The organism is Phytohabitans aurantiacus (genome assembly GCF_027923225.1).
In the GTDB taxonomy this organism is placed as follows: Bacteria; Actinomycetota; Actinomycetes; order Mycobacteriales; family Micromonosporaceae; genus Phytohabitans; species Phytohabitans aurantiacus.
In genome coordinates, this window is sequence record NZ_BSDI01000008.1 from 25,329 (window position 1) to 39,804 (window position 14,476).

Sequence of the window (14,476 nt, forward strand, 5' to 3'; positions counted from 1 at the left end):
GTCACGCGGCTTGGCGGAGTGCACCAGCGGACAAGGCGTCCAATGGGATGCAGTCGCCGTCGAGGGCGCGCGCCAACCGGCGGGCCAGGCCCAGCCGCACCGGCCCGGCCTCGCAGTCGACGACCACCGCGGCGGTGCCGCCCAGTTCCGCCACCACGGCCAGCGGGTCGGGGCCGGCGGTGGCACGCCCATCCGTGACAAGCACGAGGAGCGGGCGACGGCGCGGATCGCGGCGGCGCTCGGTACGTAGCGTGGTGGCCGCCGCGCGCAGGCCGGCCGCGAGCGGGGTGCGCCCGCCGGTGCGCAGCTCCGCCAGCCGCGCCACGCCCACCTCGTGGCTGGAGGTCGGCGGCAGCACCTCGTCGGCTCCGGCGCCCCGGAACGTGATCATGCCCACCCGGTCGCGCCGCTGATACGCGTCGCGCAACAGCGACAGCACCGCCGTCTTGACCGTACGCATCCGCTTGCGGGCCGCCATCGAGCCGGACGCGTCGACCACGAACAGTACGAGATTGCCCTCCCGCCCTACGCGCACCGCCTCGCGCAGGTCTCCACGATGGACGGTACGACTGCCCCGAGCGGCCGCGGCCCGCAATGTGGCGGGCAGGTGCATGGGAGCGCCCCGCTCGCGCGGCAGCCGCGCGCCGACCACCCGGCCACGCGCGGCGTACGCGGGCGAGCGCCGCCCGGTGTGCGCCCGCTGGCCGGTCTTCGGAAGCGTGATCGCCTTCGGCCGGTAGGGCGTGCCGGGCGCCGTGGCCGGACGGGTGGAGGACGCGTCCTCGGCCGGGTGCGGCGCACCACCACCGCCGGGGTCGTCGTCACCGGGTCCGCGATCGCGGGGCCCGTCGCGGCCATCTGGCCGGCCGTCCGGCCCGCCAGAGCCTGGCCCGTCCTCGGGCGCCGCGCTGCCGGGATCACCGAGCGCCTCGTCCGCCGACCGCAGCGCGTCCTCCAGCGCCTGCTCGTCCGCTCCCGGCGGATCCAGCGGGTCACGGCGGCGCCGGTGCGGCAGCGCCAGTCGGGCCGCCTCGCGTACCTCGTCGGCGGTCACCTCGGTGCGCTCGTGCCACGCCGCGAGGGTCAGCGCGGCCCGCGCCACCACGATGTCGGCGCGCAGCCCGTCGACGCCGTACGCCAGGCAGACGCGCGCGATCCGGTCGAGTTCCCGATCCGGCAGTACCACGGCGGGGAGCCGCTTTCGCGCGGCCTCGATCCGCTTCGCCAAAGTCGCGTCGGCGTCCGACCACCGGGAGGCGAAGCCATCGGGATCCGCGTCGTACGCGAGCCGCCGGCGCACCACCTCGGCGCGCGCGGCCGGCTCGGTGGGCGCCCCGACGGACACCACGAGCCCGAAGCGGTCGACGAGTTGCGGGCGCGGCTCACCCTCCTCCGGGTTCATCGTGCCGACAAGCAGGAACCGTGCCGCGTGCTTGACCGATACGCCGTCCCGCTCGACGTGGGCGCGTCCCATCGCGGCGGCGTCCAGCAACAGGTCGACAAGGTGGTCCGGGAGCAGGTTCACCTCGTCCACATAGAGCAGTCCACGATGGGCGGTGGCAAGTAGCCCCGGCTCGTACGCCTTGACGCCGTCGGTGAGCGCGCGCTGGATGTCGAGCGTGCCCACGACGCGGTCCTCGGTCGCACCGACCGGCAGCTCGACGAGCGTGGCGCGGCGTGTACGCACGGCCACGCCGGCCGGGTGCGGCCCGTCCGGGCACTCAGCGTCCGGCAGTACCGGGTCGCAGGCGAACCGGCACTGCGCGATGGCGTCCAGTTCTGGCAGCAGTCCGGCGAGCGCGCGCACCGCCGTCGACTTCGCGGTGCCCTTCTCACCACGCACGAGCACTCCCCCGATAGCGGGATTGACGGCGGTGAGCAGGAGTGCCGTACGCAGATCGTCGAGGCCGACGACGGCGGAGAACGGATATGCCACGGGCATGCGCGAGTCCCTTCCGCGGGTGTCCACGCCCGCGTGTCGGTGCGAGTACGCCGAGCGGGCGAAGTGTCTGACTCCCGGGTTTGACCCCGGTCACAGTGGCGGGACCGTCCCGGACTCACACCGGGTTCCTCCGTCACGCGCTCGTCCGGCCAGCCTAGCGGTGCAGGTCAGGAAGCGATACGCTGCCCGTGCCACGGTGCTCGGGAAGCCGGTGTGAATCCGGCGTGGTCCTCGCCACTGTGACCGGGGAGCGCTCCGCTCACCACGCCACTGGGCCAGCGATGGTCCGGGAAGGCCGAGCGGAGTGTGCTGATCCGGGAGCCAGGAGACCGGCCGTGGCATTGACCAGATCGCCACGAGGCATGGACGAGAGGAACACCTGGCATGTCGTCGCCCGCACCCTCCACATCGGTCGCTCCCATCCGCGTGCCCGTCGTCGCGTGGCTGCTCGTCGCCGTCGCACTGGGGGTCATCTACGTGCTGCTCCAGCTCAACGGCACCGCGTTCGCCGAGCAGCTGCACGAGTTCACACACGATGGTCGGCACGCGCTCGGCGTGCCCTGCCACTAGCCGCCAATGACGTCTTTGACACTCGGCGCCGTGCTGCGCCGGGGGGCGCTCTGCGGCCTGATCGCGGGGCTCGCGGCGGCGCTCGTCGGGCTGCTGCTCGTCGAGCCGCGCCTCGACGACGCGATCGCCCTCGAGGAAGCCTCACACGAAGAGCCCATGTTCAGCCGGGCCACCCAGGTCTTCGGCGGGGCGGTCGCCGCGGTCGCGGTCGCGGTGTGCCTCGCGCTCGTCGTGGCCGTGGTCTTCGCCGGCGTACGGCACCGGCTGCCGGCCAGCACCGACTTCGGCCGCGCGGGACTGCTGGCGCTTCTCGGGTACGTGACGGTGGCGTTGCTGCCGGCGGTCAAGTACCCGGCGAACCCGCCCGGCGTCGGCGATCCCGGCACGGTGACCGAGCGCACCATGCAGTACCTCACGCTCATCGCGGCGGCGATCGCCATATCGTGGCTTGCGCTGTTGGTGCACAGCCGGCTCGCCGGCCGCTCGTGGTCGGCGCAGCACCGCACGGCCGCCGCTGTGGCGGTCGCCGCGGTCGGATACGTCGCGCTGCTCATGACGTGGCCGGCCAACCCCGATCCGGTGCCAGACACCATCCCGGCCGGCCTCTTGTGGGACTTCCGAATGGCCTCGCTCGCCGAGCTGACAGCACTGTGGACGGTCTTCGGACTGGCGTTCGCGCTGTCGTTGACGCCCCGCCGCGCCCTCACGCCCGCCTTTTCCGCGTGAATCGCGTCACCGTCACGGTCTGCCGCGGCTGCTGCTGCGGCACCGTGTCGAAGCACCCGGACGTCGACCACGACGGCCAGCTGCGGGAGTTGCGCGCCGCGGCGGGTCAGCAGCATCGGGTACGCGCCAGCGACTGCCTCAACGCCTGCGAACAGTCCAATGTGGTCGTGGTACAGCCAGCACCGGCCGCCCGGCGCGCGGGCGCCCGCCCGGTGTGGCTCGGCGGCATCCTCGACGACACCACCGTGTCCGCGATAGCGCAGTGGCTGTCAGCCGGCGGCCCGGGTGTGGCAGCACTCCCCGAGCCACTCACAGCCCACATGTTCCCAGCTCCCCGCTGGACGCACGCCCGCACGCTCCTCCGTGATCAGGGCGCCCCTGAAGTCGTTAGGGCGACTTGAGGGACGCCCTGATCACGGTTAGTCGGCTAGGAGGGTGAGGACGGCCTTCTCCGGGTTGCGGCCGTTGCGCAGGTCGGCGACCACACCGTCCGCGTAGAGGTCGAGGACGCGCGGGTCCACATAGGAGGCCCTCGCTACGGCTGGTGTGTTGCCGAGCAGATCGGCCACCTCACGCATGACGGCGCTCACCGTGCGGCGGCGCTTCGTCATCGACGGCTGCGGTCCGGCCGCCGCCAACTTCGCCGCCGCCAGTACCGTCGCGTGCCACGTGCGGAAATCCTTCGCGGTCATCTCGCTGCGGCTGATCTCGCGCAGGTAATCGTTTATCTCGTCGCTGCGCACCTCGTGCCACTGGCGCCCGTCGCGGTACGCGAACAGCCGCTCGTGCCCACGCCTGGCCCGGCGCAGCGAGCGCAGTACCTCACACACCGCCGGATCGCTCACCGTGCTGACCTGTTCGATGCCGCCCTTCGCCGGGTACTCGAACACCACGCAGCCCTGCCGCGCGCTGGTGTGCTCCGGTCGCAGCGTCGCGACACCGAACGTGGGATCCTCGCCGGACGCGTACTCCTCGCCTCCCACCCGGAAGGCGCCCATGTCGAGGAGCTTGGCGATGGCGGCCAGCACCCGGTCACGGCCGAGCCCGCGCCCAGCCAGGTCGGCGTCGATCCGCTTGCGCATCCCGGGCAGGCGGCGCGCCACCCGCAACACGTGATCGTGCTTGGCCTCGTCGCGCTTGGTCCGCCACACGGGGTGGTACAGGTACTGCCGGCGGCCGGCCGCGTCGACGCCGGTGGCCTGGATGTGGCCGCGCTCGTCGGGACTGATCCAGACGTCGCGCCACGCGGGCGGGATCACAAGCGACCTCAGCCTGTCGAGCTCCTCGGGATCACCGATCCGCTCGCCTTTCTCGTCGACGTACGCGAACCCCCGCCCGTAGCGGCGCCTGCCGTATCCGGGCCCGTTCGGATCGCTACGACGCAGGCGCACAGAGCACTCCGTCCACAGCCGACAGCATATCGTCGACGGTGACGTCGAGTAGCCGTCCGCGCCACAATGGCCGATGCTCGGGCCGGTCGGGCGGTGGCCCCCACAGCGCCGGCGAGACCTTGTCGAACACGGTCACCGAGGGCGTCCGGTACGCGGTCGCGAGGTGTGCGATGCCGGTGTCGCCGCTGACCACCAGGCGAGCGTGCGCGACGAGCGCGGCGAGGTCGCCGAGGTCGGTCTCGCCGGCGAGCACCGCCCCGGGCGGCAGGCTGGCGAGGGCGGCCACATCGGCGGCGCGCGGCGCGTCTGCCGGCGAACCGGTGACCACGACGCGGTGCCCGCGGTCACGCAGCGCGGCGGCCACAGCGGCGAACCGGGCCACCGGCCACCGCCGCTCCGGTGCCTTGGCGCCCGGATGCACGATGGTCAGCCCGACCGACCGTGGCGGGGGGCGGCGCAGCGCCAGGTCTGACGGGTCGGTCGCGATGCCGTACCAGGACAGCATGCGGCACCACCGGCGCACCTCGTGCTCGTCCGCTGTCCACACCGGACCCTCGTGGTGCCCGGCCTCACGGCACGCGAACGCCATCATCGGTGCCTGTCCGGCCGAGTGGAGCAGCCGGTGCGACTGCGGCCCTCGCCCGTGCAGGTTGACCGCCACGCCCGGCGCAGGCAGGCGGCGTGGCGCCAGCCCGTCACACGGTACGAGCGCGTCGACGCCACCGATCAGGTCGACCAGCGGGCCCAGCCAGGCGGGCGCCGCGAGGGCGAGGGGGCGGTCCGGAAACGCGGCGCGCAGGCCGCGCAGCGCCGGCACCACGGTGAGCAGATCGCCGACGCCCAGCGCGCGCATTGCCAAAATCATGGGTAGGAGGTCTCCTGATCGGCACACACGACCAGCTCGCGCACGACGCAGCCCGGTGGTTGGTTGAGCGCGAACATCACGGCTCCGGCGACGCTGGCCGGGTCGTTGAGGACCGCGTCGGCGCCCGGCCGGTACCGCTCATCGCGCTCGTCGAAGAACGCGGTGCGCATGCCGCCCGGCACCAGCAGCGTGACGTCGACGCTGCCCGCCAGCTCCGCCGCGAGCGCCCGGGTGAAGCCGACGACGCCAAACTTCGCCGCGCAGTAGGCGGTGGCGTCGCTGACCGCCTTGACGCCCAATGTGGATGCGACGGTGACGACCGTGCCATGCACCTGTTCGAGCGCCGGCAGTGCCGCCCGGACCACAGCCGCGGTGGCGAGCAGGTCGACGGCGATGACGCGTTCCCAGGTGTCCGCCGGCACGTCGGCGAGCCGGCCAGGCACGTCCATGCCGGCGGCTGCGACGACCGCGTCCAGCCCGCCGAGCGACGCCGCCGCGGCTCGGGTCGCCTCCTCGGCCGCTCGGGTGTCAGCGAGGTCGCACTCGGTCCAGGGCACGCCTTCGGCCGGTGGCCGGCGATCCAGCACGTACGGCCGCCAGCCTTCCTTCGCGGCGGCCGTGACGACGGCGGCGCCGAGCCCGCTCGACCCTCCGGTGACCAGTACCCTCCTCATCGTGCTCCCTCCCGCGCTGTGGCGATCATGGTGGTGGTGGAGCGCCCGTCCAGGTACGGCACGAGCACGGCCTGGCCGCCCCAGCGCCGCACCAGATCGGCCTCGGGCAGTTCGGCCACATCGGAGCCGTAGTCACCGCCCTTGACCCAGACGTCGGGGCGCAGCCAGGACAGCACGGCCTCCGGTGTGGACTCGTCGAAGACCACGACAGCGTCGACACAGCCGAGCGCGGCGAGCAGCCGGGCCCGGTCCGTCTGGCCAACGACCGGCCGGTCGGGGCCCTTGAGACCGCGGACGCTGGCATCGGAGTTGAGGCAGACCACGAGACAGTCACCGAGCCTGCGGGCAGCTTCCAGCGTCGCGACGTGGCCGGCGTGCAACAGGTCGAAGCAGCCACCGGTGGCGACCACCCGCCCGCCGGCGGCCCGTATCCCCGACACCACCTTGCCGGCGGCATCCCGACCAACCTCGCCGGTCGCCGCTGGTTCCGCTGTGGATGGTGGAGACACGTAGGCGGTCGCCTCCCGCACCGCCTGCTCGACGGCCTGCGACACGAGGGCGCCGCCCGCGAGCGCCACGGTCGCGGACGCGGCGAAGCAGTCGCCGGCACCGCAGGGGTCGCCACCGTCCACAGCGGACGCCGGTATGACCAGCGGGGTCGAGCCGGCGTGGCACAGCAACGCGCCATCCGCGCCCATCGTGACCGCCACCGCGCCGGCACGCCAGCGCCTCCGCAACTCCTGCGCGCCGCGCGTCGCCGCGGCGATCCTGCTACCTCCGTTGGCGCCGGCGAGCCGGCGCACCTCCGACTCGTTGGGCGTGGCGAGCCGTACGCCGGGCACCGGTGCGGGGCCGCGCGGGTGCGGGTCCCACACGACCGGCGCGGACAGGTTTCCCAGCGCCGCACGCAGCTCCGGCTGCCGGACCAGCCCGCGACCGTAGTCGCTGACCAGGATCGCGGTCGCGTCGCGGAGCGCGGCAAGCGCCGCTTCGGGCGGTTCGGCCACCGCGCCGGGCGCGCCGCCGCGGTCCAGGCGCAGCATCACCCGGTCGTGGGCGCGCAGCCGCACCTTCTCCGGTGTCGCACCGCGCATCGGCAGGGCGAACACCGTGACACCGGCCGCGGACAGCAGCTCGCTCAAGCGGGCACCGCCAGCATCGTCGGCGAGCGCGGTCACCAGTACGACATCGCCCCCGTACCGCGCGGCGAGCACCGCCGCCAGTCCCGCCCCACCGGGACGATCCGATGTGGACTGTTCATCGAGGACCGGCGCGGGAGCGTCCGGGCACAACCGGTCGACCTCGCCGTCCACGTCACGGTCCAGCAGGGTGTCTCCCACCACGACGATCACGACGACCTCCCCAGCGACGACAGGGCCGGCCGGCGCGCCGACAGCGAGGGCAACGCCATGTCGATGTGCTCGCACAGCACGTGTACCGAGACGAGATGCAGCTCCTGCACGACCTGCGGGTCGGGCGACGGCACCGCCAGCACGTCGGAGCACAGCTCGGCCAGCGGGTTCGGGGACTGACCGGTGAACGCCAGCACCCGGAGCCCGGCCACGGCACCCGCCTCGGCGGCGGCGAGCAGGTTGGTACTGCGCCCACTGGTCGACATCAGCAGCAACACGTCGCCGGGCCGGCCATGGGCGTGCACCTGCCGCGCGAAGACCTCGTCGAAGCCGTAGTCGTTGCCGATGGCGGTCAGCGACGAGGTCTCGGCGGTCAGCGCGATGGCCGACAGTGGCCGCCGGTCTTCGCGCAGCTTGCCGACCAGTTCCGCGGCGAGGTGTTGCGCCTCGGCGGCGCTCCCGCCATTGCCGGCGACAAGCATCCGCCCGCCGTCGACGAGCAGCGCCGCCAGTTCCGTGCCCCAGCGGGCGAGCTTGTCGCCGGCGACCTGCCGGTACGGCACGAGTGCGGAGGCGAGGCCGGCCAGGTGGCTGTCGAGCGCCGACGACATCAGGCCATCACCCCGCTCGGGCGGCGCAGGCCGCTCACCGCCTCGTATACCGCGATGAGCTGTTCGGCGGCGCGCTTCCACGAGTAGCACTGCCGTGCCCGGTCGACGGCCGCGCTGGCGTAGGCGAAACGCCTTACGGGATCGGCGAGCAGCCTGCGCAGTGCGACGCCGAGCGCGCGAGGATCGCGCGGCGGTACGAGATCGCCCGTCAGTCCATCCACGACGGTGTCGGTGAGCCCGCCGACAGCGGCCGCCACGACGGGTATCCCGCAGGCCATGGCTTCCAGCGGCGCCAGCCCGAACGGCTCGTACCAGGGCGCCGCGGCGAGCACGTCGGCCGACCGGTACCAGGTGGGCATCTCGCTCGCCGGCACCGCACCGACTAGCCGGATCCGGTCGGCCACGCCGACCGCGTCGGCTTCGGCGCGCAGCCGCTGGGCGAGCGGATCGCCGTCCACACTGGATCCAGGTGGCCCGCCGACGACGACGCATTCGGCGTCCGGCACGGAACGCATCGCCCGGATCACGTCGGCGAAGCCCTTGCGCTCCACGAGACGGCCGACGGTGAGGATGCGCGGCCGCTCCAGCTCGCGCGGCGCGGCCGGCCCGTCGGGCGCGAACTTCTCGCTGTTGACGCCCGACGGGATGACCGCCAGCCGCGTCCGTGGCACGCCCATGCGCACCAGTTCCCGTACCTCGTCCTGGCACTGCGCGACCACGCGGTCGACGGCCCGGCCGAGCGCCCGCTCGTACCCGATCCGCTTGGGCGGGCTGGTGTCCGCCGCTCCCTGGTACCGGCGCTTGACGGTGCCGAGCGCGTGGTAGGTCTGCACCACCGGTACGCCGGTCTGCTTGGCGGCGGTGAGCGTCGCGAGCCCACTCATCCAGAAGTGCGCGTGCGCGACATCCGGCGTCCAGTCGCCGCGCCACTGCTCCACCAGCCAGCGCCCGAAGTCCTTCATGTACGGCAGGAGGGCGTCCTTTGGCAGCGCCTCAGGGGGACCCGCTGGCACGTGCACGACCGTGACACCGTCCATCCGCACCAGCTCGGGCGGCTCCGGTGCGTCCCTGCGGGTGTAGACCCGTACGTCATGGCCTTGCTCGACGAGCGCGGCAGCCAACTCGGCGACATGCGTGTTCTGGCCGCCCGCGTCCTCGCCGCCCAGCGCGGCCAGCGGGCTCGCGTGCTCGGAGATCATCGCGATGCGCATACTTCCTCCTCCAGCAGCCGGTCCCAATCGGCGAGAAACCGATCAAGGCCGTAACGGGTGCCGGCGACCTCACGCGCCCGGGCACCGAGACGGCGTGCCGCCTCGGGCTCGTCGAGCAGCCACTCGGCGGCGTCGACGAGAGCGTCGAGCCGGGTACTGAGGACGCCGGCGTCCGGTGGGACGGCAGCCACGGCTTCGGTGGTGGCGAGCGCCACGACCGGCATACCCATCGCCATCGACTCGATGAGGCTGAGCCCGAGCGACGTCCAGCGACACAGGTGCAGATAGGCGCGGCGGCGAGCCACCTCGGCGTGCATCCGCGCCTGTGGAACATCGTCGTGGGGTGTCACGTCCGGCAGGGAGAGGCCGGCCACGCCCATGCCGTACACGTCGAGCGGCGCCACGGCCGCGAACCGCGGCATCAGGTCGGTGCCGGTGACCCGGCCACGGCGTACCGGCTCGTTGGTCACCACCGCGAACCGGTCCAGTTCACCGGTATACGAGGCGGTAGGCGGGACTATGCCGTGCTCGACGACGGTGCTGCGAGTGCCACCGGTGTCCCAGAACAGGTCGTTGAAGTGGGTGACGTGCACGACGAGCAGATCGCCGCGGTCGGCCATCGGGTGCCGGCTGTCCGGCACGTCACCCTTGGGGGTGTTGTGCTCGACATATATCCGGGGCACGCGCCGGCCAAGAAGGGCGTCCACCAGGTCCACTTCGGATGGTCGCTGGAGGATCGCGATATCGACGTCTTCCGCGGCGAGCCGGTGTAACGGCACTTCGACGACGGTGTCCGGCCACGCGTAGGTGCGCGCCCGTCCCCGGCCCCACGGCCCGCGGTCGGGTGTCACCGGCACGAGGTACCGGTGCTTGCCGTGCACGAACGCGGTCGTCCACGACCCGTGCACGTGCCACAACAACACGTTCATCCCGCACCCCCGGGTCCACCCACCTGGCGCACGGCTTCGACGACCGCGTTCGGGTCCACACTCGACAGGCAAGGGTGGCCGGCCACCGGGCACACGGACGCCCTGCTGTGCCGGCAAGGGGCGGCGGCCTCACCCAGTCGCGCCCACGGCACCCGGTACGGGCCCCACTGCCCGAAGGGGACGGTCGGCGCGAAGAGGCTCACGACGGGCGTGCCGACAGCGGCCGCCAGATGCGCCGGCCCGGTGTTGCCCACGACCAGGCAGCCGGCGCTGGCGATGACAGCGGCGAGCGCGCCGAGCGACGTCTGACCGCCCATGTCCACCCCGGCGGTGCCGGCGACGCGGCGGCTGAGCGATCGCTCGTCCGGGCCACCGGTCACGATGACGCGGTGCCCCGCGTCGGCCAGCGCCGCGACGATCTCGGCGCACCGCTCCGGCGGGCAGGCGCGGGCCGGCACCGAGGAGCCCGGATGCACCACCACATATCCCGGAGCCAGGCCGGCGGGAGGCAGGTCGCGTAGCCGCAGCGCCGGCCGGTCGTCCGGCGGGAGCGCGAAGCCGGCCGCCGCGGCCAGCGACAGCGCCCGCTCCGCCTCGGGCAGGCCGAGCGGCACGCGGTGCCGTACGTCCACAAGGGAGCCCGGGTAGTCGTCGCTGATCGCGGAGATCCGGCCGACGCCCGCAATCCGCAACACCAGCGCCAGCGGCAGCGGCGACTGGTGGAAGGAGGTGAAGATGACCGCCTCGTCGACGCCGGCCGCCACGACACGAGCCACCAAGGACTCCACCATGGACCGATCGATGGCCGGCGGTGCCGGATCGATCCACGGCACCCGCCACTCGATGATGTCGTCGATGCCGGGCAGCAGTTCCGCGGCGGACCGCCCGCGCGGCCCGCACAGCATCACGACGCGCTCGGCACCGGCCGCCACCGCACGGATCGCAGGCCCGGTGAGGAGCACATCGCCCGCCGAGTCGGGGCGGGCGACGAGGACAGCGCGGCGGCGTACTCCCCTTGACCCGACCACCATCCGCTGCCGGCGCAGGATCAGGTCGGCGGCTCCAGACAGGTCGCCGGCCACAGCCGGCGCGGCGGCCACCTCCTCCATCCTCGTGACCTCGGTCGGCACCAGGATTCCGGCGGCACCGGCGGCACCGGCCGCGGCCATGTCGCTGCCGATGTCACCGACCACCACGCAGCGCTCCGAGGTTGTACCGAGCGCTTGCGCCGCGTCATGGATCATCCCGGGCGCGGGCTTGCGGCACCTGCACCCTTCGCCGGGCGCGTGCGGGCACATCTGCCAGGTGTCGAACGGTCCGAGCAATTCCTCGACGCGCGCGTTCACCCGGTCCAGGTCGGTGGCGGTGAACAGCCCGCGCGCCAGGCCGGACTGGTTCGTCACCACGCCGAGCTTCAGCCCAGCGGCCCGAAGCCGGTCGAGCGCGGCGCGCGCCCCGGCCACCGGACGCACCTGATCCGGATCCCCGTTGTACGGCACATCCAGGACGAGGGTGCCGTCGCGATCGAACAGAACCGCGTCGAAAAGCACGAGGGGCGAGTGCCCGTGGGAAGGGGAGGTAAACATCAACTGACCTCGTCCAGCGGGCGCGCGCCACGCCCCGCCCACCAGGCGCGCAGCCAGTGCGCGGTGGCCAGCGGCGGTATTGCGAGGCTGGTCACAGCCATGGTCGCCACCTCACGCGGCGTCCGGGGTCCGGGCCTGACCCGCGCCAGCGCGAGCTCCGCGGTGCCCGCCGCCCAGCCCGCGGCGCCCAGCATGGCCACCGGTCGACTGGGCGCGATCAAGGCCGTGACCAGGGCGGCTGTCACCGCGAAGTGCCGGCGGCGCCGCCCGGGCGGGACCTCCAGCAGCGCCCGCCACCGCGGACCGTACATCCGGCGCAGCAGGGCATCGTCCGCGTTCCCGCGCTGCACGCGCAGGCTCGCCCACGGCCCCTCGGATCGCACCGGGTGGCTCACCGACCTTGCACCGAGCATCAGCCGCCAACCGGCCCGACGCACTCGGTGCGCCAGCTCGGTGTCCTCTCGGTACGCACGTGGAAATCGCTCGTCGAACCCGCCGACGGCCGCCAGCGCGGCCCGCCGGTACGCCATGTCCGCGGTGATCCAGCGAGCGGTGGCGAGGCCGGCCGTGGAGCGCTCCCAGTCGGTCGGCCGCCGATGCGTGGGCAGCGGCACCCGCACCCGGCCCTGCACGCCACCGACATCGGGCGGCGCGTCCAGATCGCGTGCCAGGCGCGCGAACCAGTCCGGGTCGGGCACCACATCGTCGTCCAGGAACGCGATCCATTCGGATCGGGCGGCCCGCCAACCCAGGTTGCGCGCCGCCGCCGGTCCCGCGCCGCCGCCCGTCAGCACCTTCGTGTACGCGGACAGCGTCACCGGCACCACGAGTGGCTCGGCGCGATCCACCGCCCCACGGTCGTCGACAAGCAGGATCTCCACCCGATCGTCCACGCTCGGCGCGAGCGTCTCGAGCAGTACTCCGAGGCTCGGCCGCCCCACCGTCGGGACGACGATCGACACGCTCATGGAAGCGCTCCGGCGTGAAACGCTCCGACCCTGTGCACCGCGAACGGTCCCATCGCCAGCAGGTCCACCGGTGCGGAGCCGAACAGCTCCATCGCCTCGCGCGGCGTGTCGACCATGGGGCGACCCGCGGTGTTGAGGGACGTGTTGACCACGACCGGCAGCCCGGTCAACCGGTCGAACTCGGCCAGCATCTCCGCGACCAGCGGCTCGTTCTGCCGGTCCACCGTCTGCACCCGGGCCGTACCGTCGACGTGCACGACGGCGGGGATGCGCTCGCGCCACGCGGGTTTCACCCGGTGCACGAAGAGCATGTACGGGCTCGGAAGATTGCCCTCGAAGATCTCGGCCGCCCGCTCGGAGCGCACCATCGGTGCGATCGGACGAAATTGCTCGCGCCCCTTCACGTCATTCATGCGGGCGGTGGTGTCGCGGTCACCCGGGTGGGCGAGCAGTGATCGGTGCCCGAGCGCCCGCGGCCCGTACTCGCTGCGCCCCTGGTACCACGCGACGATGCCGTTGTTGGCCAGTACCCGAGCCGCCTCGGCAGCGATCGACGGCGGCCGCGTGTAGGGCAGCGCCGCGCGCCGGAGCTCGGCCTCGATCTCGTCGTCTGACCAGCCGCGGCCCAGGTCGGCGCCCGGCACGGGCGCGGTGCGCTCCCCCAGCTCGCGCGCCACGTGCAGCGCCGCGCCCAGCGCGGTGCCCGCGTCACCCGCCGCCGGCTGCACCCACACCCGGTCGAACGGCCCTTCGGCGTCGATCCGGGCGTTCGCGACGCAGTTGAGCGCCACTCCGCCGGCCATCGCGAGCGTGCGCGGCCCACCGGCTGCCTGGTACACCCACCGGGCGAGGTCGAGCATTACCTCTTCGAGTCGCACCTGCACGCTCGCGGCAAGGTCGGCGTGCTCCTCGGTGAGCTCGGCGTGCGCGGGTCGGGCCTTTGCGAGTGCGTCCCAGTCGATCCGCTCGACCGTGAAACCGCCCTCGCCGGTGCTCCGAACCAGCTCGCGCAGCGCACCGAGATGCTTCGGAGCACCGTACGAGGCAAGCGCCATCACCTTGTACTCGTCGCTCGAGTGCATGAAGCCCAGATGCCTCGTCAGGTCCTCGTACAGCAGTCCGAGCGAGTGCGGGAGCGCCTGGCTGTACAGCGGCTCCAGCACACCATCGCGATACGCCCCGGCCAGGTGGCTGGCCGACTCGCCGCGGCCGTCGAGCACCAGTACGGCGCTGTCGCCGTCCCGGTACGGCATGGCGAGCCCCGCCGACGCGGCGTGCGCCACGTGGTGCGGCACGAAGCGCACCGCGCCCGGGTCGAGCCCGGGCAGCGCGGTCGCCAGGAAGTGCGGCGCGCGCTCGGCGTACCGCTGGCGCAGCCAGTCCCACGGATCGCCGTCACGCTCGGGTTCGCAGAGCGCGGGGTCGAACGAGTACGCCACCGCGTCCAGGTCGCCGGGTTCCAGGCGCGCGCTGGCGAGGCACCAGGCGGCGGACAGTTCCGGGAGCTCCCACGCGGAGAACGGCACCGGCCGCTTGCCGTGCTTGCGCCGGCTGAACCGCTCCTCCTCAGCGGCCGCAACCACCTGGCCGTCGACGACCAGCGCCGCGGCCGGGTCGTGGAAGATCGCGTTGATACCGAGAACCCGCATGG

Annotated in this window: 14 protein-coding genes and 2 riboswitches; of the genes, 3 read left to right on the forward strand and 11 right to left on the reverse strand. The window is 73.2% G+C overall.

Annotation, left to right across the window (positions count from 1 at the left end):
• Nucleotide 1 precedes the first annotated feature (1 nt).
• On the reverse strand, nt 2-1,942 hold the full coding sequence (locus tag QMG73_RS11440) for a magnesium chelatase subunit D family protein (protein ID WP_281894456.1): 1,941 nt from the start codon (nt 1,940-1,942) through the stop codon (nt 2-4).
• Between the two features lie 40 nt (nt 1,943-1,982).
• A riboswitch (cobalamin riboswitch) is annotated at nt 1,983-2,111 on the reverse strand.
• Between the two features lie 8 nt (nt 2,112-2,119).
• Nucleotides 2,120-2,294, forward strand: a riboswitch (cobalamin riboswitch).
• A gap of 32 nt (nt 2,295-2,326) precedes the next feature.
• Here QMG73_RS11440 and QMG73_RS11445 point away from each other — a divergent pair.
• The 3 genes from QMG73_RS11445 to QMG73_RS11455 are packed head-to-tail and all read left to right on the forward strand — an operon-like array spanning nt 2,327 to nt 3,639.
• The gene (locus QMG73_RS11445) at nt 2,327-2,512 is read left to right on the forward strand and encodes a CbtB domain-containing protein (RefSeq protein ID WP_281894457.1); all 186 of its coding nucleotides are present in this window, start codon (nt 2,327-2,329) and stop codon (nt 2,510-2,512) included.
• 6 nt (nt 2,513-2,518) lie between these two features.
• Nucleotides 2,519-3,238 (forward strand): CbtA family protein, encoded by a 720-nt coding sequence (locus tag QMG73_RS11450; RefSeq protein WP_281894458.1) that lies wholly within the window; start codon nt 2,519-2,521, stop codon nt 3,236-3,238.
• Nucleotides 3,235-3,639, forward strand: coding sequence for a hypothetical protein (locus QMG73_RS11455; protein WP_281894459.1), 405 nt, complete (start codon nt 3,235-3,237; stop codon nt 3,637-3,639). The genes QMG73_RS11450 and QMG73_RS11455 overlap by 4 nt, the downstream gene beginning before the upstream one ends.
• Nucleotides 3,640-3,657: 18 nt before the next feature.
• Here QMG73_RS11455 and QMG73_RS11460 read toward each other — a convergent pair whose 3' ends face one another.
• The 10 genes from QMG73_RS11460 to QMG73_RS11505 are packed head-to-tail and all read right to left on the reverse strand — an operon-like array spanning nt 3,658 to nt 14,474.
• Nucleotides 3,658-4,629 (reverse strand): DNA topoisomerase IB, encoded by a 972-nt coding sequence (locus QMG73_RS11460; protein WP_281894460.1) that lies wholly within the window; start codon nt 4,627-4,629, stop codon nt 3,658-3,660.
• On the reverse strand, nt 4,613-5,494 hold the full coding sequence (locus QMG73_RS11465) for a glycosyltransferase family 9 protein (protein ID WP_281894463.1): 882 nt from the start codon (nt 5,492-5,494) through the stop codon (nt 4,613-4,615). The genes QMG73_RS11460 and QMG73_RS11465 overlap by 17 nt, the downstream gene beginning before the upstream one ends.
• Nucleotides 5,491-6,168, reverse strand: a complete 678-nt coding sequence (locus QMG73_RS11470) for an SDR family oxidoreductase (RefSeq protein WP_281894464.1) — start codon at nt 6,166-6,168, stop codon at nt 5,491-5,493. The genes QMG73_RS11465 and QMG73_RS11470 overlap by 4 nt, the downstream gene beginning before the upstream one ends.
• Nucleotides 6,165-7,517, reverse strand: a complete 1,353-nt coding sequence (locus tag QMG73_RS11475) for a PfkB family carbohydrate kinase (protein ID WP_281894671.1) — start codon at nt 7,515-7,517, stop codon at nt 6,165-6,167. Before QMG73_RS11475 ends, QMG73_RS11470 begins: the two co-directional genes overlap by 4 nt.
• On the reverse strand, nt 7,517-8,131 hold the full coding sequence (locus QMG73_RS11480; RefSeq protein ID WP_281894465.1) for a D-sedoheptulose-7-phosphate isomerase: 615 nt from the start codon (nt 8,129-8,131) through the stop codon (nt 7,517-7,519). The genes QMG73_RS11475 and QMG73_RS11480 overlap by 1 nt, the downstream gene beginning before the upstream one ends.
• Entirely contained in the window at nt 8,131-9,342 is a 1,212-nt protein-coding gene (locus QMG73_RS11485; RefSeq protein ID WP_281894467.1) for a glycosyltransferase, read from the reverse strand. Before QMG73_RS11485 ends, QMG73_RS11480 begins: the two co-directional genes overlap by 1 nt.
• Nucleotides 9,327-10,271, reverse strand: coding sequence for a glycosyltransferase (locus tag QMG73_RS11490; RefSeq protein ID WP_281894470.1), 945 nt, complete (start codon nt 10,269-10,271; stop codon nt 9,327-9,329). The genes QMG73_RS11485 and QMG73_RS11490 overlap by 16 nt, the downstream gene beginning before the upstream one ends.
• Complete coding sequence (locus QMG73_RS11495; protein WP_281894472.1) at nt 10,268-11,857, reverse strand: HAD-IIIA family hydrolase; 1,590 nt, start codon at nt 11,855-11,857, stop codon at nt 10,268-10,270. The genes QMG73_RS11490 and QMG73_RS11495 overlap by 4 nt, the downstream gene beginning before the upstream one ends.
• A complete protein-coding gene (locus QMG73_RS11500; RefSeq protein WP_281894474.1) occupies nt 11,857-12,825 on the reverse strand; it encodes a glycosyltransferase in 969 nt (322 codons plus the stop codon). Before QMG73_RS11500 ends, QMG73_RS11495 begins: the two co-directional genes overlap by 1 nt.
• Nucleotides 12,822-14,474: a carbamoyltransferase family protein gene (locus QMG73_RS11505; RefSeq protein WP_281894477.1), complete on the reverse strand. Its 1,653-nt coding sequence runs from the start codon at nt 14,472-14,474 to the stop codon at nt 12,822-12,824. Before QMG73_RS11505 ends, QMG73_RS11500 begins: the two co-directional genes overlap by 4 nt.
• Between the last annotated feature and the right edge of the window lie 2 nt (nt 14,475-14,476).